The sequence below is a fragment of the Arthrobacter sp. PAMC25564 genome (assembly GCF_004798705.1).
Lineage (GTDB): Bacteria > Actinomycetota > Actinomycetes > Actinomycetales > Micrococcaceae > Arthrobacter.
The window spans coordinates 2426414-2448986 of the sequence record NZ_CP039290.1; the positions used below are offsets into that span (position 1 = coordinate 2426414).

25 protein-coding genes and 1 riboswitch are annotated in these 22573 nt (G+C 67.9%); of the genes, 15 read left to right on the plus strand and 10 right to left on the minus strand.

Annotation, left to right across the window (positions count from 1 at the left end; genetic code table 11):
- From E5206_RS11295 to E5206_RS11335, 9 genes are all read left to right on the plus strand, one after another.
- Positions 1–693, plus strand: a complete 693-nt coding sequence (locus E5206_RS11295) for a GntR family transcriptional regulator (RefSeq protein WP_136322557.1) — start codon at positions 1–3, stop codon at positions 691–693.
- A 35-nt stretch (positions 694–728) separates the two neighbouring features.
- Positions 729–2240 (plus strand): 5-carboxymethyl-2-hydroxymuconate semialdehyde dehydrogenase, encoded by a 1512-nt coding sequence (gene hpaE, locus E5206_RS11300; RefSeq protein ID WP_136322558.1) that lies wholly within the window; start codon positions 729–731, stop codon positions 2238–2240.
- Between the two features lie 77 nt (positions 2241–2317).
- Positions 2318–3397 carry a 3,4-dihydroxyphenylacetate 2,3-dioxygenase gene (gene hpaD / locus E5206_RS11305; RefSeq protein WP_136322559.1) on the plus strand — a complete coding sequence of 360 codons (1080 nt, stop codon included), beginning with the start codon at positions 2318–2320 and terminating at the stop codon, positions 3395–3397.
- Positions 3397–4182 carry a 2-oxo-hept-4-ene-1,7-dioate hydratase gene (gene hpaH / locus E5206_RS11310; protein WP_136322560.1) on the plus strand — a complete coding sequence of 262 codons (786 nt, stop codon included), beginning with the start codon at positions 3397–3399 and terminating at the stop codon, positions 4180–4182. Before hpaD ends, hpaH begins: the two co-directional genes overlap by 1 nt.
- Entirely contained in the window at positions 4167–5006 is an 840-nt protein-coding gene (locus E5206_RS11315) for an HpcH/HpaI aldolase/citrate lyase family protein (protein ID WP_205759905.1), read from the plus strand. Before hpaH ends, E5206_RS11315 begins: the two co-directional genes overlap by 16 nt.
- Before the next feature lie 228 nt (positions 5007–5234).
- A complete protein-coding gene (locus E5206_RS11320; RefSeq protein ID WP_136322561.1) occupies positions 5235–5948 on the plus strand; it encodes a DUF4397 domain-containing protein in 714 nt (237 codons plus the stop codon).
- A 164-nt stretch (positions 5949–6112) separates the two neighbouring features.
- Positions 6113–6682, plus strand: a complete 570-nt coding sequence (locus E5206_RS11325) for a sigma-70 family RNA polymerase sigma factor (RefSeq protein ID WP_136322562.1) — start codon at positions 6113–6115, stop codon at positions 6680–6682.
- A 412-nt stretch (positions 6683–7094) separates the two neighbouring features.
- Positions 7095–7514, plus strand: a complete 420-nt coding sequence (locus E5206_RS19835; protein ID WP_346763445.1) for a hypothetical protein — start codon at positions 7095–7097, stop codon at positions 7512–7514.
- Positions 7515–7563: 49 nt separating this feature from the next.
- A complete protein-coding gene (locus E5206_RS11335; protein WP_136322564.1) occupies positions 7564–8235 on the plus strand; it encodes a DNA alkylation repair protein in 672 nt (223 codons plus the stop codon).
- A gap of 36 nt (positions 8236–8271) precedes the next feature.
- Here the strand turns inward: E5206_RS11335 and E5206_RS11340 are convergent, their stop codons facing one another.
- From E5206_RS11340 to E5206_RS11350, 3 genes are all read right to left on the minus strand, one after another.
- The gene (locus tag E5206_RS11340) at positions 8272–9429 is read right to left on the minus strand and encodes a cation:proton antiporter (protein WP_136322565.1); all 1158 of its coding nucleotides are present in this window, start codon (positions 9427–9429) and stop codon (positions 8272–8274) included.
- On the minus strand, positions 9426–9863 hold the full coding sequence (locus tag E5206_RS11345; protein WP_136322566.1) for a hypothetical protein: 438 nt from the start codon (positions 9861–9863) through the stop codon (positions 9426–9428). The genes E5206_RS11340 and E5206_RS11345 overlap by 4 nt, the downstream gene beginning before the upstream one ends.
- A gap of 63 nt (positions 9864–9926) precedes the next feature.
- Positions 9927–10181, minus strand: coding sequence for a hypothetical protein (locus E5206_RS11350; protein WP_136322567.1), 255 nt, complete (start codon positions 10179–10181; stop codon positions 9927–9929).
- Positions 10182–10371: 190 nt separating this feature from the next.
- A riboswitch (cyclic di-AMP (ydaO/yuaA leader) is annotated at positions 10372–10568 on the plus strand.
- 4 nt (positions 10569–10572) lie between these two features.
- Here E5206_RS11350 and E5206_RS11355 point away from each other — a divergent pair.
- The gene (locus tag E5206_RS11355) at positions 10573–11319 is read left to right on the plus strand and encodes a hypothetical protein (RefSeq protein ID WP_240689661.1); all 747 of its coding nucleotides are present in this window, start codon (positions 10573–10575) and stop codon (positions 11317–11319) included.
- Positions 11320–11471: 152 nt separating this feature from the next.
- On the opposite strand, the gene E5206_RS11360 is transcribed toward E5206_RS11355, so the two are convergent.
- From E5206_RS11360 to E5206_RS11380, 5 genes are all read right to left on the minus strand, one after another.
- Entirely contained in the window at positions 11472–12470 is a 999-nt protein-coding gene (locus E5206_RS11360) for a HAMP domain-containing sensor histidine kinase (RefSeq protein ID WP_136322568.1), read from the minus strand.
- The gene (locus E5206_RS11365) at positions 12463–13140 is read right to left on the minus strand and encodes a response regulator transcription factor (RefSeq protein WP_136322569.1); all 678 of its coding nucleotides are present in this window, start codon (positions 13138–13140) and stop codon (positions 12463–12465) included. The genes E5206_RS11360 and E5206_RS11365 overlap by 8 nt, the downstream gene beginning before the upstream one ends.
- A gap of 1 nt (position 13141) precedes the next feature.
- Entirely contained in the window at positions 13142–13882 is a 741-nt protein-coding gene (locus E5206_RS11370; protein ID WP_136322570.1) for a VTT domain-containing protein, read from the minus strand.
- A gap of 10 nt (positions 13883–13892) precedes the next feature.
- Positions 13893–14675, minus strand: coding sequence for a phosphatase PAP2 family protein (locus E5206_RS11375; protein ID WP_168709326.1), 783 nt, complete (start codon positions 14673–14675; stop codon positions 13893–13895).
- A 74-nt stretch (positions 14676–14749) separates the two neighbouring features.
- Positions 14750–15184, minus strand: coding sequence for a dihydrofolate reductase family protein (locus tag E5206_RS11380; protein WP_240689663.1), 435 nt, complete (start codon positions 15182–15184; stop codon positions 14750–14752).
- Positions 15185–15386: 202 nt separating this feature from the next.
- Here E5206_RS11380 and E5206_RS11385 point away from each other — a divergent pair, with 202 nt between their 5' ends.
- The 3 genes from E5206_RS11385 to E5206_RS11395 all read left to right on the plus strand — a co-directional run bounded on the left by E5206_RS11385 (position 15387) and on the right by E5206_RS11395 (position 17062).
- Positions 15387–15584, plus strand: a complete 198-nt coding sequence (locus E5206_RS11385; RefSeq protein WP_136322571.1) for a helix-turn-helix domain-containing protein — start codon at positions 15387–15389, stop codon at positions 15582–15584.
- A complete protein-coding gene (locus E5206_RS11390) occupies positions 15584–16777 on the plus strand; it encodes a HipA domain-containing protein (RefSeq protein ID WP_136322572.1) in 1194 nt (397 codons plus the stop codon). The genes E5206_RS11385 and E5206_RS11390 overlap by 1 nt, the downstream gene beginning before the upstream one ends.
- A 75-nt stretch (positions 16778–16852) precedes the next feature.
- A complete protein-coding gene (locus E5206_RS11395; protein WP_136322573.1) occupies positions 16853–17062 on the plus strand; it encodes a DUF1918 domain-containing protein in 210 nt (69 codons plus the stop codon).
- Between the two features lies 1 nt (position 17063).
- Here E5206_RS11395 and E5206_RS11400 read toward each other — a convergent pair whose 3' ends face one another.
- Positions 17064–18518 (minus strand): DUF5129 domain-containing protein, encoded by a 1455-nt coding sequence (locus E5206_RS11400; protein WP_136322574.1) that lies wholly within the window; start codon positions 18516–18518, stop codon positions 17064–17066.
- Positions 18519–18622: 104 nt separating this feature from the next.
- Here E5206_RS11400 and E5206_RS11405 point away from each other — a divergent pair, with 104 nt between their 5' ends.
- Both E5206_RS11405 and E5206_RS11410 read left to right on the plus strand, forming a co-directional pair.
- Positions 18623–19147, plus strand: a complete 525-nt coding sequence (locus E5206_RS11405; RefSeq protein WP_240689665.1) for a hypothetical protein — start codon at positions 18623–18625, stop codon at positions 19145–19147.
- Complete coding sequence (locus E5206_RS11410; RefSeq protein WP_136322575.1) at positions 19144–20814, plus strand: DUF5671 domain-containing protein; 1671 nt, start codon at positions 19144–19146, stop codon at positions 20812–20814. Before E5206_RS11405 ends, E5206_RS11410 begins: the two co-directional genes overlap by 4 nt.
- A gap of 2 nt (positions 20815–20816) precedes the next feature.
- Here E5206_RS11410 and E5206_RS11415 read toward each other — a convergent pair whose 3' ends face one another.
- Positions 20817–22571, minus strand: coding sequence for a SulP family inorganic anion transporter (locus E5206_RS11415; RefSeq protein ID WP_136322576.1), 1755 nt, complete (start codon positions 22569–22571; stop codon positions 20817–20819).
- Between the last annotated feature and the right edge of the window lie 2 nt (positions 22572–22573).

The window sequence follows — 22573 nt, forward strand, 5'->3', positions numbered from 1 at the left end:
ATGACCAGCGTCAGCACACTCGAAGCTGCCGGCCCCGAAGGCTCCAAGTCCGAGCAGGCCTACCGGCGGCTCAAGGAGCGCATCACCGGCGGAGAGCTTGGCCCGGGCTATCGCCTGGTGCTCAGCACGATTGCCCGGGATATCGGGGTCAGCGTGGTTCCGGTCCGTGAAGCCATCCGGCGGCTTGAAGCCGAAGGGCTGGTGACCTTCGAACGGAACGTAGGTGCCACGGTTGCCGGCGTTGATCCCACGCTCTACCTGCACACCATGCAGACCCTGAGCATCATCGAGGGGGCGGCCACCGCGCTCGCGGCCCCGCTGATCGATGGCGAGGACATCGCCCGTGCCCGGGCGCTGAACGAGGAACTGCGCGGGTGCCTGGCGGATTTCGAACCTGCCCGGTTCACCCGGCTGAACACCGAGTTCCACGCGATCCTCTACGGCCGCTGCCCCAATCCGCACATCCTCGACCTGGTCCACCGCGGCTGGAACCGGCTGGGCGCGATGCGGACCTCCACCTTCAACTACGTCCCCGGACGGGCCCACCAGTCGGTAGCGGAGCATGCCGGGCTGCTTGACCTCATCGAGGCCGGCGGAACCGCACACGAGATCGAAATGGCGGCCCGGGCCCACCGCACCAACACGCTGAACGCCTTCCTGGCGCAAACCCACCAACCGCCGTCGGCACTCTAAACACACCCGAATCCACGGAAAAGGAATGGTCCACCATGGCCGAACACTACCTGCCTGACAACCTGCCCACCCACATCCGGCACTTCATCAACGGCGAATTCGTCGACTCCATCAACGGAGCCACGTTCGAGGTCCTGGACCCGGTCACCAACGTCACCTATGCGACGGCGGCGGCAGGACAGAAAGAGGACATCGACGCCGCGGTCCAGGCGGCCCGGAAGGCCTTCACCTCCGGCCCCTGGCCGGGAATGAAGCCGCGGGAACGCGCCCGGATCCTGAATAGGATCGCCGACGCCGTCGAGGCGCAGGAACACCGGCTCGCCGAGATGGAGACCTTCGACACCGGCCTGCCGATCACCCAGGCCAAGGGCCAGGCGCTCCGCGCGGCCGAGAACTTCCGCTTCTTTGCCGACCTGATCGTGGCGCAGTTCGACGACGCCATGAAGGTCCCCGGTGCGCAGATCAACTACGTGAACCGCAAGCCGATCGGCGTTGCCGGCCTGATCACGCCGTGGAACACCCCGTTTATGCTGGAGTCCTGGAAGCTCGCCCCGGCGCTGGCGACCGGCAACACCGTGGTCCTCAAGCCCGCCGAGTTCACGCCGCTGTCCGCCTCGCTGTGGGCGGATATCTTCACCGCCGCCGGCGTCCCGGCTGGCGTCTTCAACCTCGTCAACGGCCTCGGTGAAGAAGCCGGCGACGCCCTGGTCAAGCACCCGGACGTCCCGCTGATCTCCTTCACCGGCGAGACCACCACCGGCCAGACGATCTTCCGCAACGCCGCGGAAAACCTCAAAGGCCTGTCCATGGAGCTCGGCGGCAAGTCCCCGTGCGTGGTCTTCGCCGACGCCGACCTCGACGCCGCCATCGACTCCGCCCTGTTCGGAGTCTTCTCCCTCAACGGCGAGCGCTGCACCGCCGGCTCACGGATCCTGGTGGAGCGCGGCATCTACGAAGAGTTCTGCGACAAGTACGCCGCCCGGGCCAGGAATATCGTGGTGGGCGACCCCCACGATCCGAAGACCGAGGTCGGTGCCCTGGTCCACCCGGAGCACTACAAAAAGGTCATGAACTACGTCGAGATCGGCAAGACCGAGGGCCGGCTGCTGGCCGGCGGCGGACGGCCGGAAGGACTCCCGGAAGGGAACTACGTCGCCCCCACGGTGTTTGCCGACGTCGCCCCCGATGCCCGGATCTTCCAGGAGGAAATCTTCGGCCCCGTCGTCGCGATCACCCCCTTCGATTCCGACTCGGAAGCGCTGGAGCTGGCCAACGGCGTCAAGTACGGGCTGGCCGCCTATATCTGGACCCAGAACCTCACCCGGGCACATACCTTCGCGCAGAGCATGGAAGCCGGGATGGTGTGGCTGAATTCCCACAACGTGCGTGACCTCCGCACCCCCTTCGGCGGCGTCAAGTCCTCCGGGCTGGGACATGAGGGCGGCTACCGCTCGATCGACTTCTACACCGACCAGCAGGCCGTGCACATCACCCTCGGCAGCGTCCATACTCCCAAGTTCGGCCACACGCCCACATCCGGCGCCTAGGCGGCGCTGCCGCCCCCGCCGGCCCGCCGTCGTCGTACCTTCCACCCCAGAACCCTCCTCAACGAAGAGAGAAGACCATGAACAACGTCATCCCCAAGCCCTCCGTCCCGGCACCGGACATCGTCCGCTGCGCCTACATGGAGATCGTGGTCACCGACCTCGCCAAGTCCCGCGAATTCTACGTGGACCTCCTCGGACTGCACGTCACCGAGGAAGACGAGAACAATATCTACCTGCGCTCCCTCGAGGAGTTCATCCACCACAACCTGGTCCTGCGCAAGGGCCCCATCGCCGCCGTCGCGGCCTTCGCCTACCGGGTGAAGTCCCCGGCCGAGGTGGACGCCGCCGAGGCCTATTACAAGGAACTGGGCTGCCGCACCGAGCGCCGCAAGGACGGCTTCACCAAGGGCATCGGCGACTCCGTCCGGGTCGAGGACCCGCTGGGCTTCCCTTACGAATTTTTCTACGACGTGGAGCACGTCGAACGCCTCACCCAGCGCTACGACCTCTACTCCGCCGGCGAACTGGTCCGGCTCGACCACTTCAACCAGGTCACCCCGGACGTCCCGCGCGGCCGGAAGTACCTCGAAGACCTCGGCTTCCGCGTCTCCGAGGACATCCAGGACTCCGACGGCGTCTCGTACGCCGTCTGGATGCACCGCAAGCAGACCGTGCACGACACCGCGCTGACCGGCGGCAACGGCCCGCGCATGCACCACGTCGCCTTCGCCACGCACGAGAAGCACAACATCATCCAGATCTGCGACAAAATGGGCGCCCTGCGCATCAGCGACCGGATCGAACGCGGCCCCGGCCGGCACGGCGTCTCCAACGCCTTCTACCTGTACATCCTTGACCCGGACGGCCACCGCATCGAGATCTACACCCAGGACTACTACACCGGCGACCCGGACAACCCGACCATCACCTGGGACGTGCACGACAACCAGCGCCGCGACTGGTGGGGCAACCCCGTGGTCCCCAGTTGGTACACCGAGGCCTCCCTGGTCCTGGACCTCGACGGGAACCCCCAGCCCGTCATCCAGCGCACTGACGCTTCCGAAATGGCGGTCACCGTGGGTGCCGACGGGTTCTCCTACACCCGCAAAGACGCCGAAAGCGCCGCCCAAGGCTTCAAACTCGGAGCCCAGCTCTAGTGCTCGATCAAAAGGCTGTTGCCGCCATAGCCGACGAACTGCTGGAGGCCCGAAGGACCCGTACCCCGATCCCGCGGCTGACCGCCCGCTACCCGGAGATGACGGTACAGGACTCCTACGCCGTCCAGAACCTCTGGAGCGACCGCCTGCAGGAATCGGGGCGGACCCTGGTGGGCCGCAAGATCGGGCTGACCTCCAAAGCCATGCAGGCCGCCACCGGCATCACTGAACCGGACTACGGCGTGATTCTCGATGACATGGTGCTGGAAAACGGTGCCACCCTGCAATGGGATGACTACACGCATCCGCGGGTCGAGGTGGAACTGGCGTTCGTGCTGGGGAAACCGCTGTCCGGGCCGAACTGCAGCATCTTCGACGTCCTCGACGCCACCGACTACGTCGTTCCGGCGCTGGAGATCCTGGATTCCCGGATCGAGATGGAGGGCCGGACCATCGTGGACACCATCTCCGACAACGCGGCCATGGGGGCCATGGTGATCGGCGGGAACCCCGTGAAGCCGCGGGACATCGACCTGCGCTGGGTTGCGGCGCTGCTGTACCGCAACCAGGTCATTGAGGAAACGGGGGTGGCCGCCGGTGTGCTCAACCACCCCGCGGCCGGTGTCCACTGGCTGGCGAACAAACTCGCCGCCCACGGCACCACCCTCGGTGCCGGCGAAATCATCCTGGCCGGATCGTTCACCCGCCCCATGTGGGTCTACAAGGGCGATTCGGTGTACGCAGACTACGGACAGTTGGGAACCATCACATGCCGATTCGAGTAGAACCGGGGGAAACCTTCGCGGCGCGGCTGGCCGGGGCCAGCCGCCCCCAGGCCGGAATGTGGGTCTGCTCGGGCAGCCCCCTGGTAGCCGAAATCTGTGCGGGCTCCGGGCTGGACTGGCTCCTCATCGATGCCGAACACAGCCCCAACGGGCTCGAATCGATCCTCGCCCAGCTGCAGGCGGTCCATGGCTATCCGATCCACGCTGTCGTCCGCCCGCCGGTCGCTGACGCCGTACTGCTCAAGCAGTACCTCGACCTTGGCGTGCAGAACCTGCTGATCCCCATGGTCGACACCGCGGAGCAGGCTGCCGCCGTCGTGCGGGCCGTCAGGTATCCGCCGCACGGGATCCGCGGCGTCGGGAGCGCGCTGGCACGTGCCTCGCGCTGGAACCGGATTGAAGGCTACCTGGGGCGTGCTGCTGGGACGGTCACGGTGCTGGTGCAGATCGAAACGGTCACCGCGGTCGAAAACGTGGCAGCCATCGCCGCCGTCGAAGGCGTCGACGGGGTCTTCATCGGCCCCTCCGACCTCGCCGCGTCCATGGGGCATCTGGGCGAGCAGGACCATCCGGAGGTCGTTGCCGCCGTCGAACACTGCATCCGCACGATCACCGGACTCGGCAAACCTGCGGGGGTGAATGCATTTGCCGAAGCTACGGCGCGCCGCTATCTCGATGCCGGCGTGGACTTCATCCTGGTCGGTGCCGATGTGGCCCTGCTGGCGAGGGGCAGTGAAAACCTGGCCGACCGCTACGGCACCGTTGTGGATGGCACCATTGCCGGCGGCACGATTGTGGGCGGTGACGGCCGGCCCAGCTACTGACACGGGAACGACACCTGCCTGCGCCAGTTTTGTGCCATAAGCGGGTCGCCCGGCCAGGCGACGTCGAAATGCCAGGTTGCGAAGACCGCCTCGGCCCGGGGACAAGATGCTTCCAGTCCATGCAGGTGGAAAGTTCGGGCGGACTGCATCCGCGCAGGGCCTTCGGCCGGTAGTAAGGGTGTAAGCAAAAGCACCGCCCGTATGCTGGGCCTCCACGAGGAGTTTGAAATGCGCAAAAAAATCTCTGCAGTCGCCGGAGCAATGACGCTTCTGGCCGGGCTCGCCGTCGCCGGTCCCGCCCAGGCCAGCGACGGACGCGATGGCAAGGAGACGGCAGAACTGTCCGTACTGCATGGCGTACCAGGCCTCACGGTGGATGTCTGGGTGGATGGCAAACTGACCTTGGACAACTTCACGCCGGGAACACTGGCAGGGCCGTTGACTGTCCCCGACGGAGACCACAAGATCGCGATCACCGGAGCCGATGCCAGGAGCGCGGACAACCCGGTGATCGGTCCCGTGACAGTGGACCTGGAAGCAGGGCGGAATTACACGGCAGTGGCACACCTGGCCGCTGACGGAACTCCCACCGCCACCCTCTTCACGAACAACACCTGCGCCAGCCCCGACGGGAAGGGCAGGCTGACCGTCCGCCACGTTGCCGCCGCACCGGCCGTCGACGTCCTGGCCGGCGGAACCGCGGTTATCAAGGGCCTGACCAATCCCCACCAAAAGACGCTCACCCTCAAGGCCGGGACTGTGTCCGCTTCGGTCGCTGCCGCGGGAACCACCGCTCCGCTGATCGGCCCGGCCGACGTCACCGTCGCAGCAGGGAAGAACACGATCGTCTATGCCTGGGGCAGCCTTGCTGACAACAATCTGGGTGTCGCTGTGCAGGTGGTGGACTCCAACTCCGGCGGACACAAGGGGCACAACGGCTAACGTGCGTTCGCCTCAGGCGTGACATGTTGCCTTCGCCAACCGGTGGGGTCGCGTTCGGCGCGGCCCCACCGGACGTCTCCGCCGTCGATCCACCATTGCCCCACGACGCCGAGCGCGGAATAATGTGGATCCACAGGGCTCGATGCCGCTCTAAGGAGCATCCGATGGAGGCCGCCGCGCACGGTTGGGACGTGGGTATCGATCATGCGTTCGCCGACGGCGAGGAGCGGGCCCTGGCGGAGGCATACCGGAAGATGAGTCCCCTCGTCTACACTCTGGCGCTAAGGTCCCTGGGCGAGCGGGCGGCCGCTGACGACGTTACGCAGGAGGTGTTCATCCGGGCTTGGAAATCGCGGGCGAGTTATCGGCCGGAGGCCGCACGACTGCCGGCGTGGCTGATCGGGATCACGCGAAACGCTATTTCGGATGCGTTGTCGTCCCGTTCCCGCCAGCGCGATCTTGAACAGGCAGCCGTGCACCTTGTCAGCGACCCGACCACCAATCCGAGTGCCAAGGACGTGGAGGCTGTGGCGGACCGCATAACTTTGGAAGAGGAGTTGGAGCGGCTAGGGGATCCACAGACGGCGATAATGCGGTTGGCGTTCTATGAGGACTTGACCCATGACCAGATTTCCTCACGCCTGGACCTTCCGCTCGGCACCGTCAAGAGCCACATCAGGCGCAGCCTAAGCCGATTACGGACCCGTCTGGAGGTGGAACATGGAACACCTTGACGCCGAACTTATCAGCCTCCTTGCCCTTGGCGAGCAGCTCGGGAACGAATCCGCCGCCATCCACCTCGCGAGCTGCCGCGAATGCGGAGAAACGCTCGCCGCACTGCGGCGCACTGTCCTGGTTGCTACCGCCGACCCCGCAGGCGTCGAACTTATGGAACCGGGGAGCCACAATTGGCACGCTATCCATCAGGCACTCGGGCTGTCGCCATCTTTGGCAGGGGATCCTTTGGGACAATCCGCGGCACGTGCCCGCGACGCTCGCGATTTCGGTGAGCCATCGGTGAACCCCGCGGAAGCGCCGACGTCGTTGCCCCTTTCGTCATCTGCACCTCCGGTTCCCTTGCCTTCCGGCAGGAGGCAGCCCTGGGCACGCCGCGGCCTGTGGATCACAGGAGTTGCTGCGGGAATAGTGTTGGGCGCAGCCGGCGCCTGGACTGCGGCCAGCATCTTTGGCCGCGCTGAACCACCGGTCGCGGTCCCCACGCCGTCGGCAGTGGTCCTGGCCGAGACGCCGCTAAAACCCCTGGCAGCCCACGCCGCAAGCGGGGACGCAGTGGTGCAGAGGCTCCCGAATGGCACGCGTCAGCTCGTCATCCGCTTGCCTGATGAGAATGTCTCCGGTTTCCGCGAGGTCTGGGTGGGCTCCGCCGACTTGTCCAAGATGGTCAGTCTGGGAGTCCTGGGCAATGACCCCGGAGTCTTTGTCATCCCGAGCGGACTGGATTTGGCCCAGTACCCCGTTGTGGACATATCCAACGAGCCCTATGACGGAGATCCGGCGCACTCCACGGAAAGCATCGCACGGGGACGACTGACAGTGCCTGGCTGACATGGAGCCGCCGGTTCGTGATCCGGCCCGGAGGGGAAAGAATGGTGAGGTGAGTGACGCCGGCGATTTCATCGATTCCTCCCTTCAGCGCGAGGGCGACTGGCACCGTGCTGCCGCGGCGCGGGCCCGGTTGGGAAGCGGGCTGGACGGACGCGAGCTGCGGTTCTACGGCGCCTCCGTGGGTGCGGTCCGGGGAACGGTCCGTGATGCCCTCCGCCGTCATACCGGGATGGCCCATGATGACATCACGGCGCTTAGTTCCGAATTGTGGGAGGTGCCCGTGTTCGAGCGCCGGCTCGCGGCGATTGTCCTGTTGCAGTCCAGGCTCACGGTGCTGGGCAACCTGGATCTGACCCGGATCGAGGGCTTCGTCAGAAGCGCCCGACTGCGCGGGCTGGTGGATCCGCTCGCCGTCGACGTGATCGGTCCCCTGGTCGAGGGACTGGATGTGCTGGGCAGGGTGCGCGCCGACAGTGTGCTGGACCGGTGGGTGCGGGAGCCCGACGCCTGGTTGCGCCGTGCCGCGCTGCTCTCCCCGCTACGGGCACTGGGGGCGGGAGCGGGGGATTGGGACGGCTTCGTCCGGCATGCCAGGGCCGTACTCGCGGATCCGCCGGGACAGGGACCCGATGGCCCGGTGGTCCGGGAAGCGATCTCGCGGGTGCTAGCTGAGCTGGCGAGGACGCGGCCCGAACTTAGGTTCGCGTCCGCTGACGTCTGACGCCGATGTGTGCCCCACGGGAGCACGACGCAAAGTTCAGGGTTTACCGCTACCGGCGGCCACCGGCTGCGCGAATGACTTCGCTGCACGGGATCCTGCCATGGCGCTCGCGGCAATCGTGATGAGAGCTCCCAGCAGCAGGGCGGCGTTCTCTCCGGGGAGCAGGACGTGCAGCTGGGTGCCAATGCTTGCCGCTGCGACCGGTACGCCAAGCTGCGCAGCCGAGAGGACTCCCAGCGGCAGCGGGAGCCCAAACGCCCTTAGTCCGGAGTGGATCAGGACCGTGCCAAGTCCCAGGGACAGGCCCAACACGATCATGTCCGGGTGGCCGGCCAGGTCGCGCAGGTTCAGGGAGGCGCCCAGCCAGACAAGGAAGATCGGTCCCAGGAAACCATCGCTGACGGCGAAAAGCTGGCGGGCCAGCCGTCTCGGTTCGCCGACCGCGGCCACCACCAGCCCGAACGAGAATCCAGCCAGCATCACTGAGACATGGCCGAAATTGGCCACCCCGGCCAGCGCGAACAGCAGAACCAGCTGGATCCGCAACTCCAGGGCAAACTTGCGGTTTTCCGAGAGCCGATGCATGCGCCGGCGGGCGCCGCTGCGCTCCAGCGAGCGAAGGACGAAAAAGATCGCAATGGCGCACGCACCCACCGCGAGCGCCCCGAGTGCGGCGCGGCCCGCGTTCGGCGGATCCAGGGCCAGCGGCAGCGCGACTATGCAGGCGACATCGGCGATGGCCACCTGCGCGGTCATGGCCACCACCTTCGGGCCGCCCAGGCGCAGGGAATCGACAATCGGCAGGACCATGGCCGCGGACGAGGACGCGAGCAGCACCACATACAAAGGGGCGTGCCCGGTCCCGAAGGCCAGGCCCATCCCGGTTCCAACGACGGCGGCGGCGAACCCGGCGGCGGCGGCCTGGCCGAAGCCCTTCCCGAGTGCGGAGCGGATCTGCGGATCCCGGACCGGCACATGGGTTCCGGCGACGAACATCATCAGGGCAAAGCCAATGTTTGCCAGCAGACTGAAGGTGGGATCGCCGGCGTCGACCAGCGAAAGCCCCGTCCGTCCGATCACGATGCCTGCCAGCAACTCACCCAGGACCACCGGAAGTCTCCAGCGCACCGGCAGCGCCAGCAGGGGTCCCGCGAGGGCGACGACGGCGATCAGCGCCAGGGACAGGAACGTCACCGCACGCCCGGCCCGGCAGCACCCCGGGTTCCCATATCTGCCAGTTTCACCGGAATGGGCGTGTTCTCGTCTGTCAGGTAGGAAGCGCAGACCCGGTGGTACCCGTCGGCGATCTGGGCCGGGATGCCGGCTTGGAGAATTCCGCGGACCAGCAGTACCGGCGAAAGCTTCCTGCCGGCGGCGATCTTGGCCAGATCCGCGGCGACGTGCGGGTTGTCCGGCCTCAGGAGCGGCAGCCCCGAGGCGCGCAGGATGTCTTTCGCGAGCTGATGCGTCACCGGGGCATTGCGCAGTGACTGCACGATCGCGGCGGCACCGGCACCATCGGTCAGGAGTGCGAGGTAGCTCTCCGCAGCCGGGTAGTCATGTTCCTCCGGCTCGGGGAGCCAGATCACTGATGCCGTGTCATCGCTTCTCTTGGAGTCTTTGGCCATGGACTGAGCCTAGTGCGGTCACCCGGCAAACGCTTTCTTTCCGCGGCTCCGTAAATCATGGGCCTAGTCTTGGGGCCGGCGCTCCACCACCGCGTAGGCCTTGCCGTCCAGGAACTCCCAGTCGGTGACCACCATGAACCCGAGGGCGTCCACCCTGTCATTGAGGACGTGGGCGTCAAAGCCGCCATCCCGGGGTTCGGCATCCCAGGTCAGGACATGGACTTCTTTCCCCTCCAGGATCAACAGCTCGGTGTTGACGTCGAAGTCGTCCTGCGGCTGATCACTCAGTTGGCAGATGGCGACACAGTGGCTGGTCATTTCGGGCCTCCGCTTCGGGATCGCTGATGGCATCATCCTATGCCCGGGCCCCCGGCGGCCCACGGAATCGGGCCCGATTCCCCCGGGATCCCCATGGATTCCACCCCATGGCCGTTACCTTAATGTGACATTTGGCCGCTGCGCCCGTACGGTTGTTAAGTGCCTGTTGTCTCCGATACGGGCACTCCCCAGCCGATTGCCTAACTCTGCCGCGGCCTCGGGGCATCTCGCAGCAAACGTCCGGCAGAGACGGGGAAACCACTTTTGACCTGCTGTCATACAGGTCTTGGGGTGAAGCCGCACAGCCTGCAGCCGCGGGCCTGAGTGCGGCCGGGTGCCTCCCATCCGAATCCGACAGCTCACCTCGCAGGCATTGGGAGAGGCTACAGCCATGTCTTCAGACACCGTCAATTCGCACAGCAGCACTGCCACGCACACCACGCGGCGCTCGGCACGTTCATCCGCAATCACCGGCAAGGCAGGCACCATCGGCCGCCACGCCGCCGTCATCGCCGCAGCCTCCGGCCTGGTCCTCAGCGGGGCCATGGCCGCCAACGCCGCAGAAGCACCCGCGGAACGCAACTCCGTGCCGGCGTCGTCCGTTGACGTCAAGGGCCAGGTCGGCGCGCCGCTCATCGCGGACTCAAGCGTCCGGATCAGCTTCGAACGCCCGGCCGTCAGCTCGACGGCGGCTCCGGTGATCGCACAGCCCGCCCCCGCCGCGGCAGCTGCCCCCGCCGCCGCGGCGCAGGCACCCACGGCTCCGAAGGCCACGGTGCAGGTCAAGGCAGCCCCGGCGGCCGCCGCCGCTCCGGCAGCCGGCGGCCTCAACGCCGCCATGCTCGCCGCCGCCTACGGCCAGCTGGGCATCACGCAGGACTGCACTGCCATGGTCGAGAAAGCCCTCGGCGCCGCCGGCAAGCCGGTCGGGGACCTTGGCCCCATGCAGTTCCTGAACTACGGCACCGTCGTGGCAACGCCCGAGCCGGGCGACATGGTGGTCCAGTCCGGCCACGTGGGCATCTACGCCGGCAACGGCCAGGTCATCAGCGGCGGTATGAACGGCGTAAACTCCACCATCGTCCACCCGCTGTCCTGGCTGACGGCCACCGGCGGCGTGACCTTCGTCCGTGCCTAAGCCTACGCACGGCTGACACGTTGACTGAACGGCGTGTGGAGGGGCCGGTGATCAGCTGCCTTGGGGGCGGCTGATCACCGGCCTTTTCGTGTGGACCGGGCAAGCTCCGCACCCGAAGCCACTCTGCCCCTGAAGCCCCTGAAGCCCCGCTCTTAGCGCCCCGCGAGCGGAAGCGTGAGCTTCATGGTTGTACCCTGCGGCCCGGTCCGGGCCACCTCGACGGTGCCGCCGGCGGCCGTGGCGATCTCGCGGACCAGCGCCAGTCCGATGCCGAAGCTTCGCTGCCCGCGGGTTCCATCCGGGCTGGGGGTCCGGACGAAGCGGTCAAAGATCCGGGCCTGGTCCACGCCCGTGATTCCGGGCCCGGTGTCCGCCACGCTGATAACCGCATGGTTCCGCTCCACCCCGGTGCTGATAGTGACGCTCCCGCCGGACGGCGTGTGGGCCAGGGCATTGTCCGCCAGGGCGAGCACAGCCCGCCGCAGCGAGTTCCGGTCGATCCGGGCCAGCGGCCGGCCGCCGTCGGAGAAGGCGAGACGGATGTCATGCCGTGACGACAGTTCCTGCAGGCTCTCGGTGACGGACCCGGCGACGTCGGCCAGCTCCACCGGTTCCGTGGAACGGTCCGGCGCGGCGCCGGTCGCGGCCAGCAGAAGTTCGTTGACGATCCCGGTCAGGGTGGCCGCATCTTCCCGGATCCTGCCCAGGGCCTGGCCCGGTTTGGAGTCCGGCACGGCGTCGCGCTGGGCGAGCTGAATGCGCGCGTCCAAGATGGCCAGGGGCGTGCGCAGTTCATGGCTGGCGTCCTGGACGAACCGCCGCTGCAGGGCCAGTGCTTCCCCCAGCGGCCGGATGGCGCTGCGCGCACTGAGCCACCCGACGACGCCGGCCAGCACAATGCCCGCCACCCCGGCGATGATCATCGCCTCAATCAGGTCCTTGGAATCGAGATAGGTGTAAGCCTTCCCGGCCGCCGCGGAGCCGGGCAGATCCGGGTGCGCCAGCTTGTTCATCAGATAGACGGTCGCCGCGGCGAGGAGGCAAAGGACCAGCACCGCACAGGCGGCGCTGATCCGCAAAGCGACCTTGAGCGAGGCCCGGCGGAGGGTGTCCTGGTCCGGTTCGCCGGCCAACGGAGGCCTGCTATTCATGGGCGTCGCCGATCTGGTAGCCGACGCCGTGGACCGTGCGGACCACGGCCTTGGAAATCTTCCTTCGGAGGTGGTGGACGTAGGTGTCGATCACGCCGGGCTGGTCGGCGGCCTGGAAATGTTTGTTGAGCAATTCTTCCCGGGTGAAAACCCGGCCGGGTTCGGCGGCCAGGGCTCCCAGCAGCTCGGCTTCCTTTGCGGTGAGGGAGACCAGCGGCCCGTAGACCGAGCGCACAGAGCGCGACGCCGGATCGAGTTCCCAGTCGCCGATGCTCACGGGCGCGGCGGCCGGCGTGTAGCTGCGCGTCAGGGCGCGCAGGCGTGCCGCGAGCTCGTCGGCGTCGAACGGTTTACTCATGTAGTCATTGGCGCCCGCGTCCAGGCCCCTGACCTTTTCATCCGTAGCGCCGAGGGCCGTGAGGATCAGGATCGGCGTCGAAACCCCCTTGGACCTCAGCGCGTTGATCAGGGCGATGCCGTCCATCAGGGGCAAGCCGCGGTCGACCACCATAACATCCCAGACCTGGGTCAGCGCCAGGTGCAGTCCGTCCTGGCCGTTGGTGGCCAGCCGGATCAGGTAGTCCGGTTCCAGCAGTTCGGCGATGAGCGGTCCCAGGACGACGTCGTCCTCCACCAGCAGCAGGGACGGCCGGCCGTCAGCGGTTGTCATGTCAGTTATTCTCCCGCGCCATACCTTCCGCCGGCAGTCCGCCCGCCGTGTCGTCACCACGGTCAGCCGCGGGTCCGGCCGCGGGGCCGCGGTTCTGGCGGCGGCGTTTGAGGAGCTGGACGCCCCACGGCAGGACGGAGACGAGGACCATGACCACGGCGATGACGTCGATGTTCTTGGCGATGACCTCATAGTGTCCCAGCCATGTCCCGAGCAGGGTCACGGATGAGCCCCAGGCCAGCGCCCCGGTGATGTTCCAGAGCGTGAAGGATTTGTACCCGTAGCGGGCGATGCCGGCGCTCAGGGGTGCGAACGTCCGGACCATGGGCACAAAACGTGCCAGCACGACGGCGGCCCCGCCGTGGCGGCGGAAGAAGTCCTCGGTGGTGGTCAGGTGCGCTGTCTTCAGGATCCGCGCGTCGTCCTTGAACCATCGGCGGCCGTACGTCCGTCCGATCATGTAACCGACCTGGTCGCCGGCCACGGCAGCGGCGGTGACGACGCCGATCAGCACCGGCAGCGTCAGTTGCAGCTGCTGATGCAGGAGGCCTGCGGTGAAGAGCAGTGAATCCCCGGGCAGGAAGGGGAAGAGGACGCCGGATTCGATGAACACCATAAGTGAGATGACGCCGAGCGCCGCCGGGCCGAGACCCTCGAGCAGGCTCGCCGGGTCAAGGAGCGAGGGGGTTCCGGCCGCGGCCGAGAGGACCGGGCCAAGCCCTGAAGCGTAAATGCCGTGCATGGTCACTTCCTTAGGGACGGGGTGATCGGGAAGGCTGCGTGGACCGAACGGATGCTGCGGCCGGCAGGCGGTCCAGGATACGCGGAGCGAACCGGTTCCACAGCCCGGCCAGCAGCACAACCGCTGCGCTCGCCGCGAGGAACGAGGCTGCCACGTCGGTGGGGTAATGGACCCCGATATACAGCCGCGACCAGGCGACCACGAGGGCCAGCACCGCCGCGGCGACGGCTGTCACCTTGGCCCAGCGGGTTCCGCGGGCCAGGAAGTACAGCGCGAATCCCAGCGCGACCGCGAAGGAAACGTGCCCGCTGGGGAAGCTGTTGGAGCCCGTTTCCGGGGCGAGCGGATCGAACAGCAGGGCCGGGTTGGGCCGCTGGCGGGCGATGATGAGCTTGAAGAACTCACTGGCCACCCAGCCGGAGCAGGCGACGAGGCCGAACGCGACGGCCTTCACCAGGGAGCGGCGGACCACCCAGAGATAGAGCGCGACGGCGGCAACGAGGACGACGCCGGCCGCCGGGCCGAACACGACGTTCAGGGCCATCGCCACGGCGGTCAGCAGCGCGGCATGGTGCTGGCTGAGATCCTGGTCCACGCCCAGCTCGGCCACGCTGCCACCGGGGACCAGCTTGGCCGTCAGGCCCAGCGCAAGGACCGCCGCGGACAGCAGAATACCCAGCAGCAGCCAGTGACGGGCCTGCGGGATGGCCCGGAACTGCGGGCCGGCAGCCGGGCGTGCGCCGGCGGGGTCATGGGGTACTGCAACGCGGTCAACAGGGGCGGGTCCAGGCATGGAGTCCTCCGGGTCGGGGCAAGGGCGCTGTCCGGCGCCTGCTTCAACCCTCCCGTGCGGCCTTTAAGAAAGGCTTAAGAAGTTCCCTGTCCGTCCTCGCGGGCACACCGCAGCACGACTCCGTTTCCGACCGCGCGCGTCTCTTCCAGGCTGAGGTTCTCCATGGCGTCGAGGGGCTGGAACTCCGCCTCTTGAAATAGGGGCTTGCCGCGCCCGATCAGTACAGGATGGACATAGACCCGGTATTCGTCGACCAGCCCGAGCCGCCGGAACTCCGCGGCGAGATCGGCGCCGCCAAGGCATAGGTCACCGCCAGGCTGTTCCTTGAGCCACATGAGCTCCTCGACGAGGACGCCGCGCGCCACCGTGGTATTCCAGCCCGCGCTTTCCAGCGTCCGCGAATAGACGATCTTGGGCATGTCCCGCCAGATGCCGGCGAATTCGATCATCGTGGCGGGGCTCGCAGGGTCGCTGTCCGCCGTTTTGGTGGCGCGTCCGCGGGTGGTCACCTTCCGGAAGCCGCCGACGCCGGGCGGCAGGATCCTGCCGGGTCGGGCCTTGGCCGGCCCCGCTTCCCCTGGAACATCCTATTCCGGCAATATCTTGCCGAATCCGGAGATCTGCGGCACGATGGAAGGGTGGAAGCGTCTGAACCGGCAAGATCCTGCCGGATGGACCGTTGAGTCAGGGCACTGGAAACGGAGGGACCCCATGCGCGACGTGGCCAGCATCGCGGCCGGCATCCGCAGCGCGCGCAAGGACGCCGGGATCACGCAGGAAGACCTGGCGCACCTGGCCGGGACCTCGGTGCGTACCGTCCGGGCGATCGAGACGGCCACGGGGAACCCCTCGCTGCAGGCTGTGGTAGCCGTGAGCAACGTTCTCGGCCTGCAGCTCATGGTGCGCTGATGCCCGCGGACCTGCAGGAGCTGAAATTTGTCAGGGCGGCCGACGTCTACAAGAACGGGATCCTGGCAGGGCACCTGATGCGGACCGGCTACGGGGGAGTGAGGTTCGCCTACCTCGCCCGGTACCTGGCCGGCGGCCTCCCCCCGGTGGCCGTCTCCCTCCCGTTGTCTGAGGCTGCTGTCGAGACCCCGGCCGGGGCCCTGCCGGCCTTCTTTGCCGGACTCCTGCCCGAAGGGCACCGGCTCACGGTCCTGAAGAATGCGACCAAAACGAGCTTTGACGACGAACTGACCCTGCTGCTCGCCGTCGGGGCCGACGTGCCCGGCGACGTCCAGGTGGTTCCTGCCGGCGAGCCCCCGGTGGAACCGCCCACCCTGGCCGATACCTCGCGGCCGGAAGAGCTGGACTTCTCCGCCCTCGCCAACACGGTGGACCTCCACGGGCTGCCCGGGGTCCAGCGCAAGACGAGTGCCTCCATGCTGACGACGCCGCTGGCCCTGCGGGGGCACCGTTACCTGCTCAAACTGGATCCCCCGGAACATCCGCACCTGGTGGAGAACGAGGCGGCGCACCTGCGCGGGGCGAAGGCCCTGAAGATCCCGGTGGCCAAGGGCTCGGTCATTACCGACAGGAACGGACTGAGGGGACTGCTCGTGGAGCGGTTTGACCGGGTCAAGGGCCCTGCGGGCCCGTGGGTCCGGCTGCCGCTGGAAGACGGAACTCAGGTGCTGGGCCTGCCCCCGGCCTCAAAATACGCCGTCAGCTCCGAGGAGGTGGCCACGGCGCTCGCCGGACGGTGTACGGCACCGGTGGTCGCCAGCCGCAACCTCTACCTCCAGTTCCTCTTCGCCTGGCTGACCGGCAACGGCGACCTGCATGCCAAGAATGTCGCCATCCTGGGCAGCGGGCGCGGGTTCACGATGGCTCCTGTGTTCGACGTGCCGTGCACCCTGCTGTACGGGGATGAAACCCTGGCGCTGCCCGTCTCCGGGAAGACGAGGAACCTCCGGGCCAGGCACTGGACGGAGTTTGCCGGTGCCCTCGGGCTGCCGGCCCGGGCTGCCGCCTCGGCGAACAGCACGGCCCTGGCCGCGGCCGCCGCCATCCGGCTGGAGGAACTGCCGTTCGCCGGGTCGCCGCTGCGCGGGGCCCAGCGGGAACTGGGCTTCCGGCGTCGGGAACTGGCCTCCTGACCCAGGGTTTCCCAAGCGAATGGCCGTTCCCCCGCGGGCCGGACAAACGTACCCTGTAGAAGGGAGGTGAATTCCATGAAAGCTGCACCAGGGGACCGGATCATCATCCGGGGCCACACAGTCGAGTCCGCGGACCGGCACGGCCTGATCCTTGAGGTCAGGGGCGCCGACGGTGCGCCGCCGTACCAGGTGAGGTTTGACGACGGTCACGAGACCATCCTGATTCCCGGCGGCGATTTCGTCGTCGAACGGAGCGAACGGAGCGAAGCGAAGGAGGCCGGCTGAGCTAGAAGCCCGATGAGCTCCCGGAACCCGAAAAGCTGCCGCCGCTGCTCCCGTAGCCGGTGGTGGTACCCCCGCCGCGGGCGCTGCTGACGCTGCTTACCCCGGTGTTGAAACCCGAGTTGAAGGTGGGGACGGAGAAGAAGTAGTAGGACGGGTAGACCGTGCCGAGGATGCTTGGCTCGTAGGCGCGGCCGTACTTGGCCTTGGAACCTGCCTGCGCGCTCTCCATTTCCTTGCGCATCATCTTGGCTTCCTTCTCATTCCTGGCGAAGCCCTCGATGACGGTGTCCGCATGGTTCTTCAACAGCTCGGAGAGCTGTGTCCGGGCGTCCCGGAGCCGGTCCAGCGCCGTCTCCGGGCTGATGGCGCTGTCGGCGAGCTCGGAGGTCCAGCGTTCCATCTCGCGCTGGCTTTGCTCGCGGAAGGACCGGAGCGCCGCCGCCGTCACCGAATCGCCCGCACCGTGGCGCCTGCTGAGCAGCTGCTCCAGCCCGGCCAGGTCGGCACGGAACGGGGCCAGCTGCCGGTCCCAGGCGGCGGCCCAGGAAGACCCCCGGTTGAGCAGGGCGTTGGTGTCCGCGATGACGTCGTCCAGCGCGTCCAGCTCGGCCGAGGCATCGGCGTACTTCCGGACGAGTCTCAGGTTCGGCCGCCGGCTCAGGTCCCGGGACGAGAGGGCATGGACCTGCTGGGACAGCCCGGTGGCGGTGTTGTACCGGGTCAGGAAGGTGCGGTGCTTCTCCAGGACGGAGCCGCCGTAACGGGAGGACTCGGGAATGGTGTTGGCGTTGAGCTCGGTGACCTGGAGGTCCATGCTCACGTTGGCGTAGCTTGCGTCGCCACGCGCCAGTTCCTTGCGGCTGCCGATCCTGGTCCGCCAGCGTACGATCAGCCAGCCGGCGGCACCGGCGGCGGCTGCCGACACCGTGGTCCAGGCCGTGATGAGGAAGGCAGCAGACCGGTACCACGGCTGGTTGATCAGCTCGGCGCCGCGTTTGATTCCGGCAATCGTGCCCTCGGTCCACTGGGCGTCACGGAACAGGTCCTTGGACGCGTTCTGGATGTCATCGCGCTGCCCGAGGGACACCTTACGGTCTTCCCCCATGTAGGTCCCCACATGCCGGCCCACCGGGTCCAGCGCGAAGATGAAGAGCCCGTCAGCCCATTTCTGCCCGTCAGCGCTGATCCAGTCCGGGTGCTCGGCACGGGCGAAGCGCAGGATTTCCTCGTTCAGGTTGTCCGCCGCCGTGCCGTTGTACGTGTACACGGCGACCTTGGTGGGCTGGTAGAAGTCGACGGCGCGCAGTGCCGGCAGGAGCGTGTTTTGGTCCAGCACCCCGGCCCGGTCCGCCACGACGACGTCGACCGGCCTGACGGCCAGCGCCGCCGGCCCTGCCCCCACCAGCCCGACCATGACCAGAACCACGACGCCGAGGATTTTCCCCATGATTCCCATTTCCCGAGCGTAGTGCCTGCTTCCAACGTCGTCGACGGGATCCCGGGCGGAAAGGGGGCTAAAGACACCATGACCGCGGGCCGGCGCCCGCCCATACTTACGGCATGAGCCAAGAGCCCGATGACCCCGCAGAGCCGACACGCGGCGGCGCACCGGACGTTCCGCCCCCGGGTGCGGGGCGGGACCGGCCGGACCGTGTGCTGTTCGGCATCGTGGCGGCGATCGCGGTCCTGGTGGTCGTAGCCCTTGGTGTGGTGTTCCTGCGCGGGGAGCCGCAGCTGCTGGATGAGTCCACCCCGGCGGGCGTCGTGCAGCGCTACAGCAAGGCGGTCATCGACTCCGATACCGCGGCCGCGGACGCGTACCTGACCGACAACGCCCGTTCGCGCTGCGCCAACTATTACGGCGGCGCGCAGGCCAGCCGGGTCGTCCTCATCTCCACGACAGAACGGGGAGGGACCGCCACGGTGAAGGTCTCGATAGTCCACTCCGCCGAGGCCGGCCCGTTCGGCCCGTCCGAATATGCGGAGGAAGGCGTCCTGGGCCTGGTGAAGGCGGGCGGCAAATGGATGATCAACGAACTGCCCTACAGCCTGCAGACGTGTGCCGGCGGGATGCTGAAAAAGTGAGTACCGCCAGGACCCACACCGGCCAGGCACCGGGATCTGCCCAGGCAAAGGTCCGCCGCCTCGTCGTGTTCGTTTTGTTGTTCGCCCTCGTCCTGATCGCCGCCAACGGGCTCAGCGGCCTGCTGGAGCGGCTCTTGCGCTCCGGCCAGGTGCTGGCCGGTGAAGGCGTTGCGGGGCTGGCGCTCTCGCTCGCCTTCACCCTGATCGGCGGCCCGCTCGCCGCGCTGCTCTGGTGGCTCGTCTGGCGGCGGCTGGATGAGGAAGCGGAGCGGGGCGCCACCTCGTGGGGACTCTACATCGCGGTCGTCTACACGTATGCACTCATTATGTCCATCACGGCGCTCTTGGCCATGGCCGCGTCCTTCGTCGGCGGAAAGGACCCGGAGTGGCGTTCACCGCTGTCCGTCGGGCTGGTCTGGTTGCTCGTCTGGGTCTGGCACCGCTGGATGTGGCGGCACGCCCGCGGCCCTATCGCGCTCGCGACTGTGCCGGCCGTCATCGGGACCTTCTTCGGGCTGGGCCTCGGCGTCGGCGCCTCGGTTGCGGGTCTGGGGAGCCTGCTCGACGTCGCTATCCGCGGGTCGATGGACCTCGCCTCGACAGTTGACCCGTGGTGGGATTCGACCCTCCGCGAGCTGATCTGGGCGGCCGGGGGAGCCCTGGTCTGGTGGTGGCACTGGTTCCGCGGCGGTGCGCGCCGGCTCATGGGCGGGTTCGCCGATGTGGGGCTGGTCGTCGTCGGCGTGTTGGCGGCGGGCCTGCTCGCCCTGGGCGGGGCCGGAACGGTTCTCTTCGTGCTGCTGCGGCTGGCGTTTGACCGGCAGGACTCCCTGACTGAGCTGCTCGCACCCCTCGGTGTTGCCCTCGCCGCTGCCGCCGTTGGCGCGCTGGTCTGGCGTTATCACCGCACCGCGGCGGTGGGCCGGTCCGAACGGACCCGGCAGGCAGGCATGCTCGTGACGTCGGGCGTGGCCCTGGCAGCAGCGGCCAGCGGCGTCGGCGTGATCCTGAACGCCGCCCTGTCCATGGCGGTGTCGCCGCTGGCGGGCGGGAGCGCCCGGACGTTGCTGCTGGGCGGCATCAGCTCCCTCGTCGTTGGCGGCTGCGTCTGGTGGCTGGCATGGAAGCCCGGCAGGCAACACCGGATGGTGGCCGCCGTTCCGACGGGGCGGCGCGTTTACCTCATCGCTGTCTTCGGCCTCAGTGCCGCGGTGGCCCTGGCAGCCCTGCTGGTGGTCGGCTTCCGGGTGTTCGAGTTCTTCCTGGACACGGTCACCGGCGGCAGCCTCGTCGACCGGGTCCGCGCCCCGCTGGGGTTGCTCGTGGCCACCGGACTGGCCGCCGGGTACCACTTCTCGGTGTGGCGGCATGACCGTGCGGTCCTCGCCGCGGCAGGCCCCGCGCGGAGGCCCACCATCGGCCAAGTAATCCTGGTCACCGGCGCCGACCCCGCACCGCTGCACCGGGCCATCGAGGAGGCCACGGGTGCCGGCGTCACCGTCTGGAGACGTGCCGACGCCGGCCCTGCCGGCGGTGACACGGCCATCCCCGTCGCCGGGGCACTCGCTGAGCGGCTGGCAACGGCGCTGGACGGCGTCACCGGCAGGCGTGTTCTGGTGACCATCGCACCCGACGGCAGGATCGACGTCGTCCCCCTGCTGGGCTGAGGCTACGGGAGGTCGAACTCCCTCTTATAGCTGCGGACCGCGTTGGTCACGGTGGGGAAGAAGTGTCCTGGCCCGAACCTGCTGCTGACGCCGAAGCGGATCAGCCGGTCCTTGATGGGGCCCTTCATCTCGGCGAAGACCAGGCTGATGCCGATCTTCGCCAGCTCGTCATCCAGCTCCACCAGGTCATCCAGGGCGGTGGTGTCCAGATCCGTGATGGCCTCCGAGGCAACGATCACCCACCGCACCGGCCCGGGGGCGTTCGCCACGAGGGTCCGGATGTGTTCCGTAAATACGGCCCCGTTCGCGAAGAAGAGCGGCGCATCGAAGCGTGCGATCACGAGCCCCGGCACCCGCTGGCCCTCGGGGTGCCTGTTGAGGTCGTGGTAGCCCGGTACGTCCCCGACGCTCGCCAATTCGGTCCGGTAGGGATCCCAGGCCCGGAGGACGAAGGCGATAAGCGACAGGCCGATCGCCACCACAATGCCTTCGAGAACCCCCACGAACGCCACACCAAGGAAAGTGGCCAGCAGCAGTGCAGCCTCCCTCCGGCTCATCCGGAACAAGCGGATGAGCGTCTTCACATCCACGATCGAGGCGGCTGCCACGATCACGACGGCGGCCAGGGCGCTGGAGGGCAGGAAGGATGTCACACCGGGCACGGCCAGCATAAAGAGCACCACGAGGGCCGCCGCGACCACTCCGCTGAACGGGCTCCTCGCGCCGGCCTCGAGGGCGATCGGGGTACGCGAGGCGCTGCCGGAGACGGGGAACCCGCCAAACAGGCCGCAGGCCGCATTCGCGACACCCAGGGCCCCCATTTCCTGGTTCCCGTTCACGCGGGTTCCGCGTCGCGCGGCCAGGCTCTTGGACAGCACGGAGGTGTCCGCGAAGGCCATCAGTGCAATGCCGGCCGCCGGGCCGATGAGGGCGAAAACCTCGGCGCCGGTGACTCCGCGGATGCCTGGCGAAGGGAAGCCGCCGGGCAACGCACCCACCATCGGGACCGCCGCCGTCAGGTCCAGGGCGGCGGTAAGGGCCGTGGCCCCGACGACCGCGAGCAGCACTCCGGGCACCTTCCACGGCAGGAACCGGCAGGCGACGATGATGGCCACCGTTCCGGCGCCGAAGAGCAGCGCGAGGGGATTGACGGCGCCGTGGAGCACCGCCCGGGCCGTGCCGGCGGCGTTGTCCACGAGCGAGCCGCCCGGGGACGGAATTCCGAGGAACTTGGGCAGTTGGCTGAGGATGACCGCGAGCGCGATGCCGTTGAGGTAGCCGACGCGGATGGGTTTGGAGAGCAGCCCGGTGACAAACCCGAGCCTGACGACGCGCCCGACGAGGAGGATGACGCCGATCATCAGGGCCAGGACCCCCGCGAGGGCCACGGCGTGGTCGGAACCCCGGGCCGCCAGCGGCAGCACGGCGGCGGCGATCATCGGCGCCAGGGTTGAATCCGGGCCAACGATCAGGACCCGGGAGGGTCCGAAGACGGCATAGGCCAGCAAAGGGATCACCGAGGCGTACAGGCCAGTGACGGCAGGCAGCCCGGAGGCTTCCGCATAGGCCATCCCGGCCGGGATAAGGACGGCGCTGACCGCGGCGCCGGCGGCAAGGTCGGATTTCAGCCAGGAGCGCTCATAGTCGAGGACAGTCTTGAGGCCGGGCGGCAGGCTCCACGCGTGGCGCACGGGGCCCCGCGTCAGTTCCCGACCGCCGGCGCCGACGGGGCACCCCGGTTCGCTGGCTGCGGGCATCC

Excerpts from the sequence above, each read along its gene's own strand:
- E5206_RS11295 (WP_136322557.1), top strand. The coding sequence starts at position 1 with ATGACCAGCGTCAGCACACTCGAAGCTGCCGGCCCCGAAGGCTCCAAG.
- hpaE (WP_136322558.1), top strand. The coding sequence starts at position 729 with ATGGCCGAACACTACCTGCCTGACAACCTGCCCACCCACATCCGGCAC.
- hpaD (WP_136322559.1), top strand. The coding sequence starts at position 2,318 with ATGAACAACGTCATCCCCAAGCCCTCCGTCCCGGCACCGGACATCGTC.
- E5206_RS11315 (WP_205759905.1), top strand. The coding sequence starts at position 4,167 with ATGCCGATTCGAGTAGAACCGGGGGAAACCTTCGCGGCGCGGCTGGCC.
- E5206_RS11320 (WP_136322561.1), top strand. The coding sequence starts at position 5,235 with ATGCGCAAAAAAATCTCTGCAGTCGCCGGAGCAATGACGCTTCTGGCC.
- E5206_RS11325 (WP_136322562.1), top strand. The coding sequence starts at position 6,113 with ATGGAGGCCGCCGCGCACGGTTGGGACGTGGGTATCGATCATGCGTTC.
- E5206_RS11345 (WP_136322566.1), bottom strand. The coding sequence starts at position 9,863 with ATGGCCAAAGACTCCAAGAGAAGCGATGACACGGCATCAGTGATCTGG.
- E5206_RS11350 (WP_136322567.1), bottom strand. The coding sequence starts at position 10,181 with ATGACCAGCCACTGTGTCGCCATCTGCCAACTGAGTGATCAGCCGCAG.
- E5206_RS11355 (WP_240689661.1), top strand. The coding sequence starts at position 10,573 with ATGTCTTCAGACACCGTCAATTCGCACAGCAGCACTGCCACGCACACC.
- E5206_RS11360 (WP_136322568.1), bottom strand. The coding sequence starts at position 12,470 with ATGAATAGCAGGCCTCCGTTGGCCGGCGAACCGGACCAGGACACCCTC.
- E5206_RS11365 (WP_136322569.1), bottom strand. The coding sequence starts at position 13,140 with ATGACAACCGCTGACGGCCGGCCGTCCCTGCTGCTGGTGGAGGACGAC.
- E5206_RS11370 (WP_136322570.1), bottom strand. The coding sequence starts at position 13,882 with ATGCACGGCATTTACGCTTCAGGGCTTGGCCCGGTCCTCTCGGCCGCG.
- E5206_RS11375 (WP_168709326.1), bottom strand. The coding sequence starts at position 14,675 with ATGCCTGGACCCGCCCCTGTTGACCGCGTTGCAGTACCCCATGACCCC.
- E5206_RS11385 (WP_136322571.1), top strand. The coding sequence starts at position 15,387 with ATGCGCGACGTGGCCAGCATCGCGGCCGGCATCCGCAGCGCGCGCAAG.
- E5206_RS11390 (WP_136322572.1), top strand. The coding sequence starts at position 15,584 with ATGCCCGCGGACCTGCAGGAGCTGAAATTTGTCAGGGCGGCCGACGTC.
- E5206_RS11395 (WP_136322573.1), top strand. The coding sequence starts at position 16,853 with ATGAAAGCTGCACCAGGGGACCGGATCATCATCCGGGGCCACACAGTC.
- E5206_RS11400 (WP_136322574.1), bottom strand. The coding sequence starts at position 18,518 with ATGGGAATCATGGGGAAAATCCTCGGCGTCGTGGTTCTGGTCATGGTC.
- E5206_RS11405 (WP_240689665.1), top strand. The coding sequence starts at position 18,623 with ATGAGCCAAGAGCCCGATGACCCCGCAGAGCCGACACGCGGCGGCGCA.
- E5206_RS11415 (WP_136322576.1), bottom strand. The coding sequence starts at position 22,571 with ATGCCCGCAGCCAGCGAACCGGGGTGCCCCGTCGGCGCCGGCGGTCGG.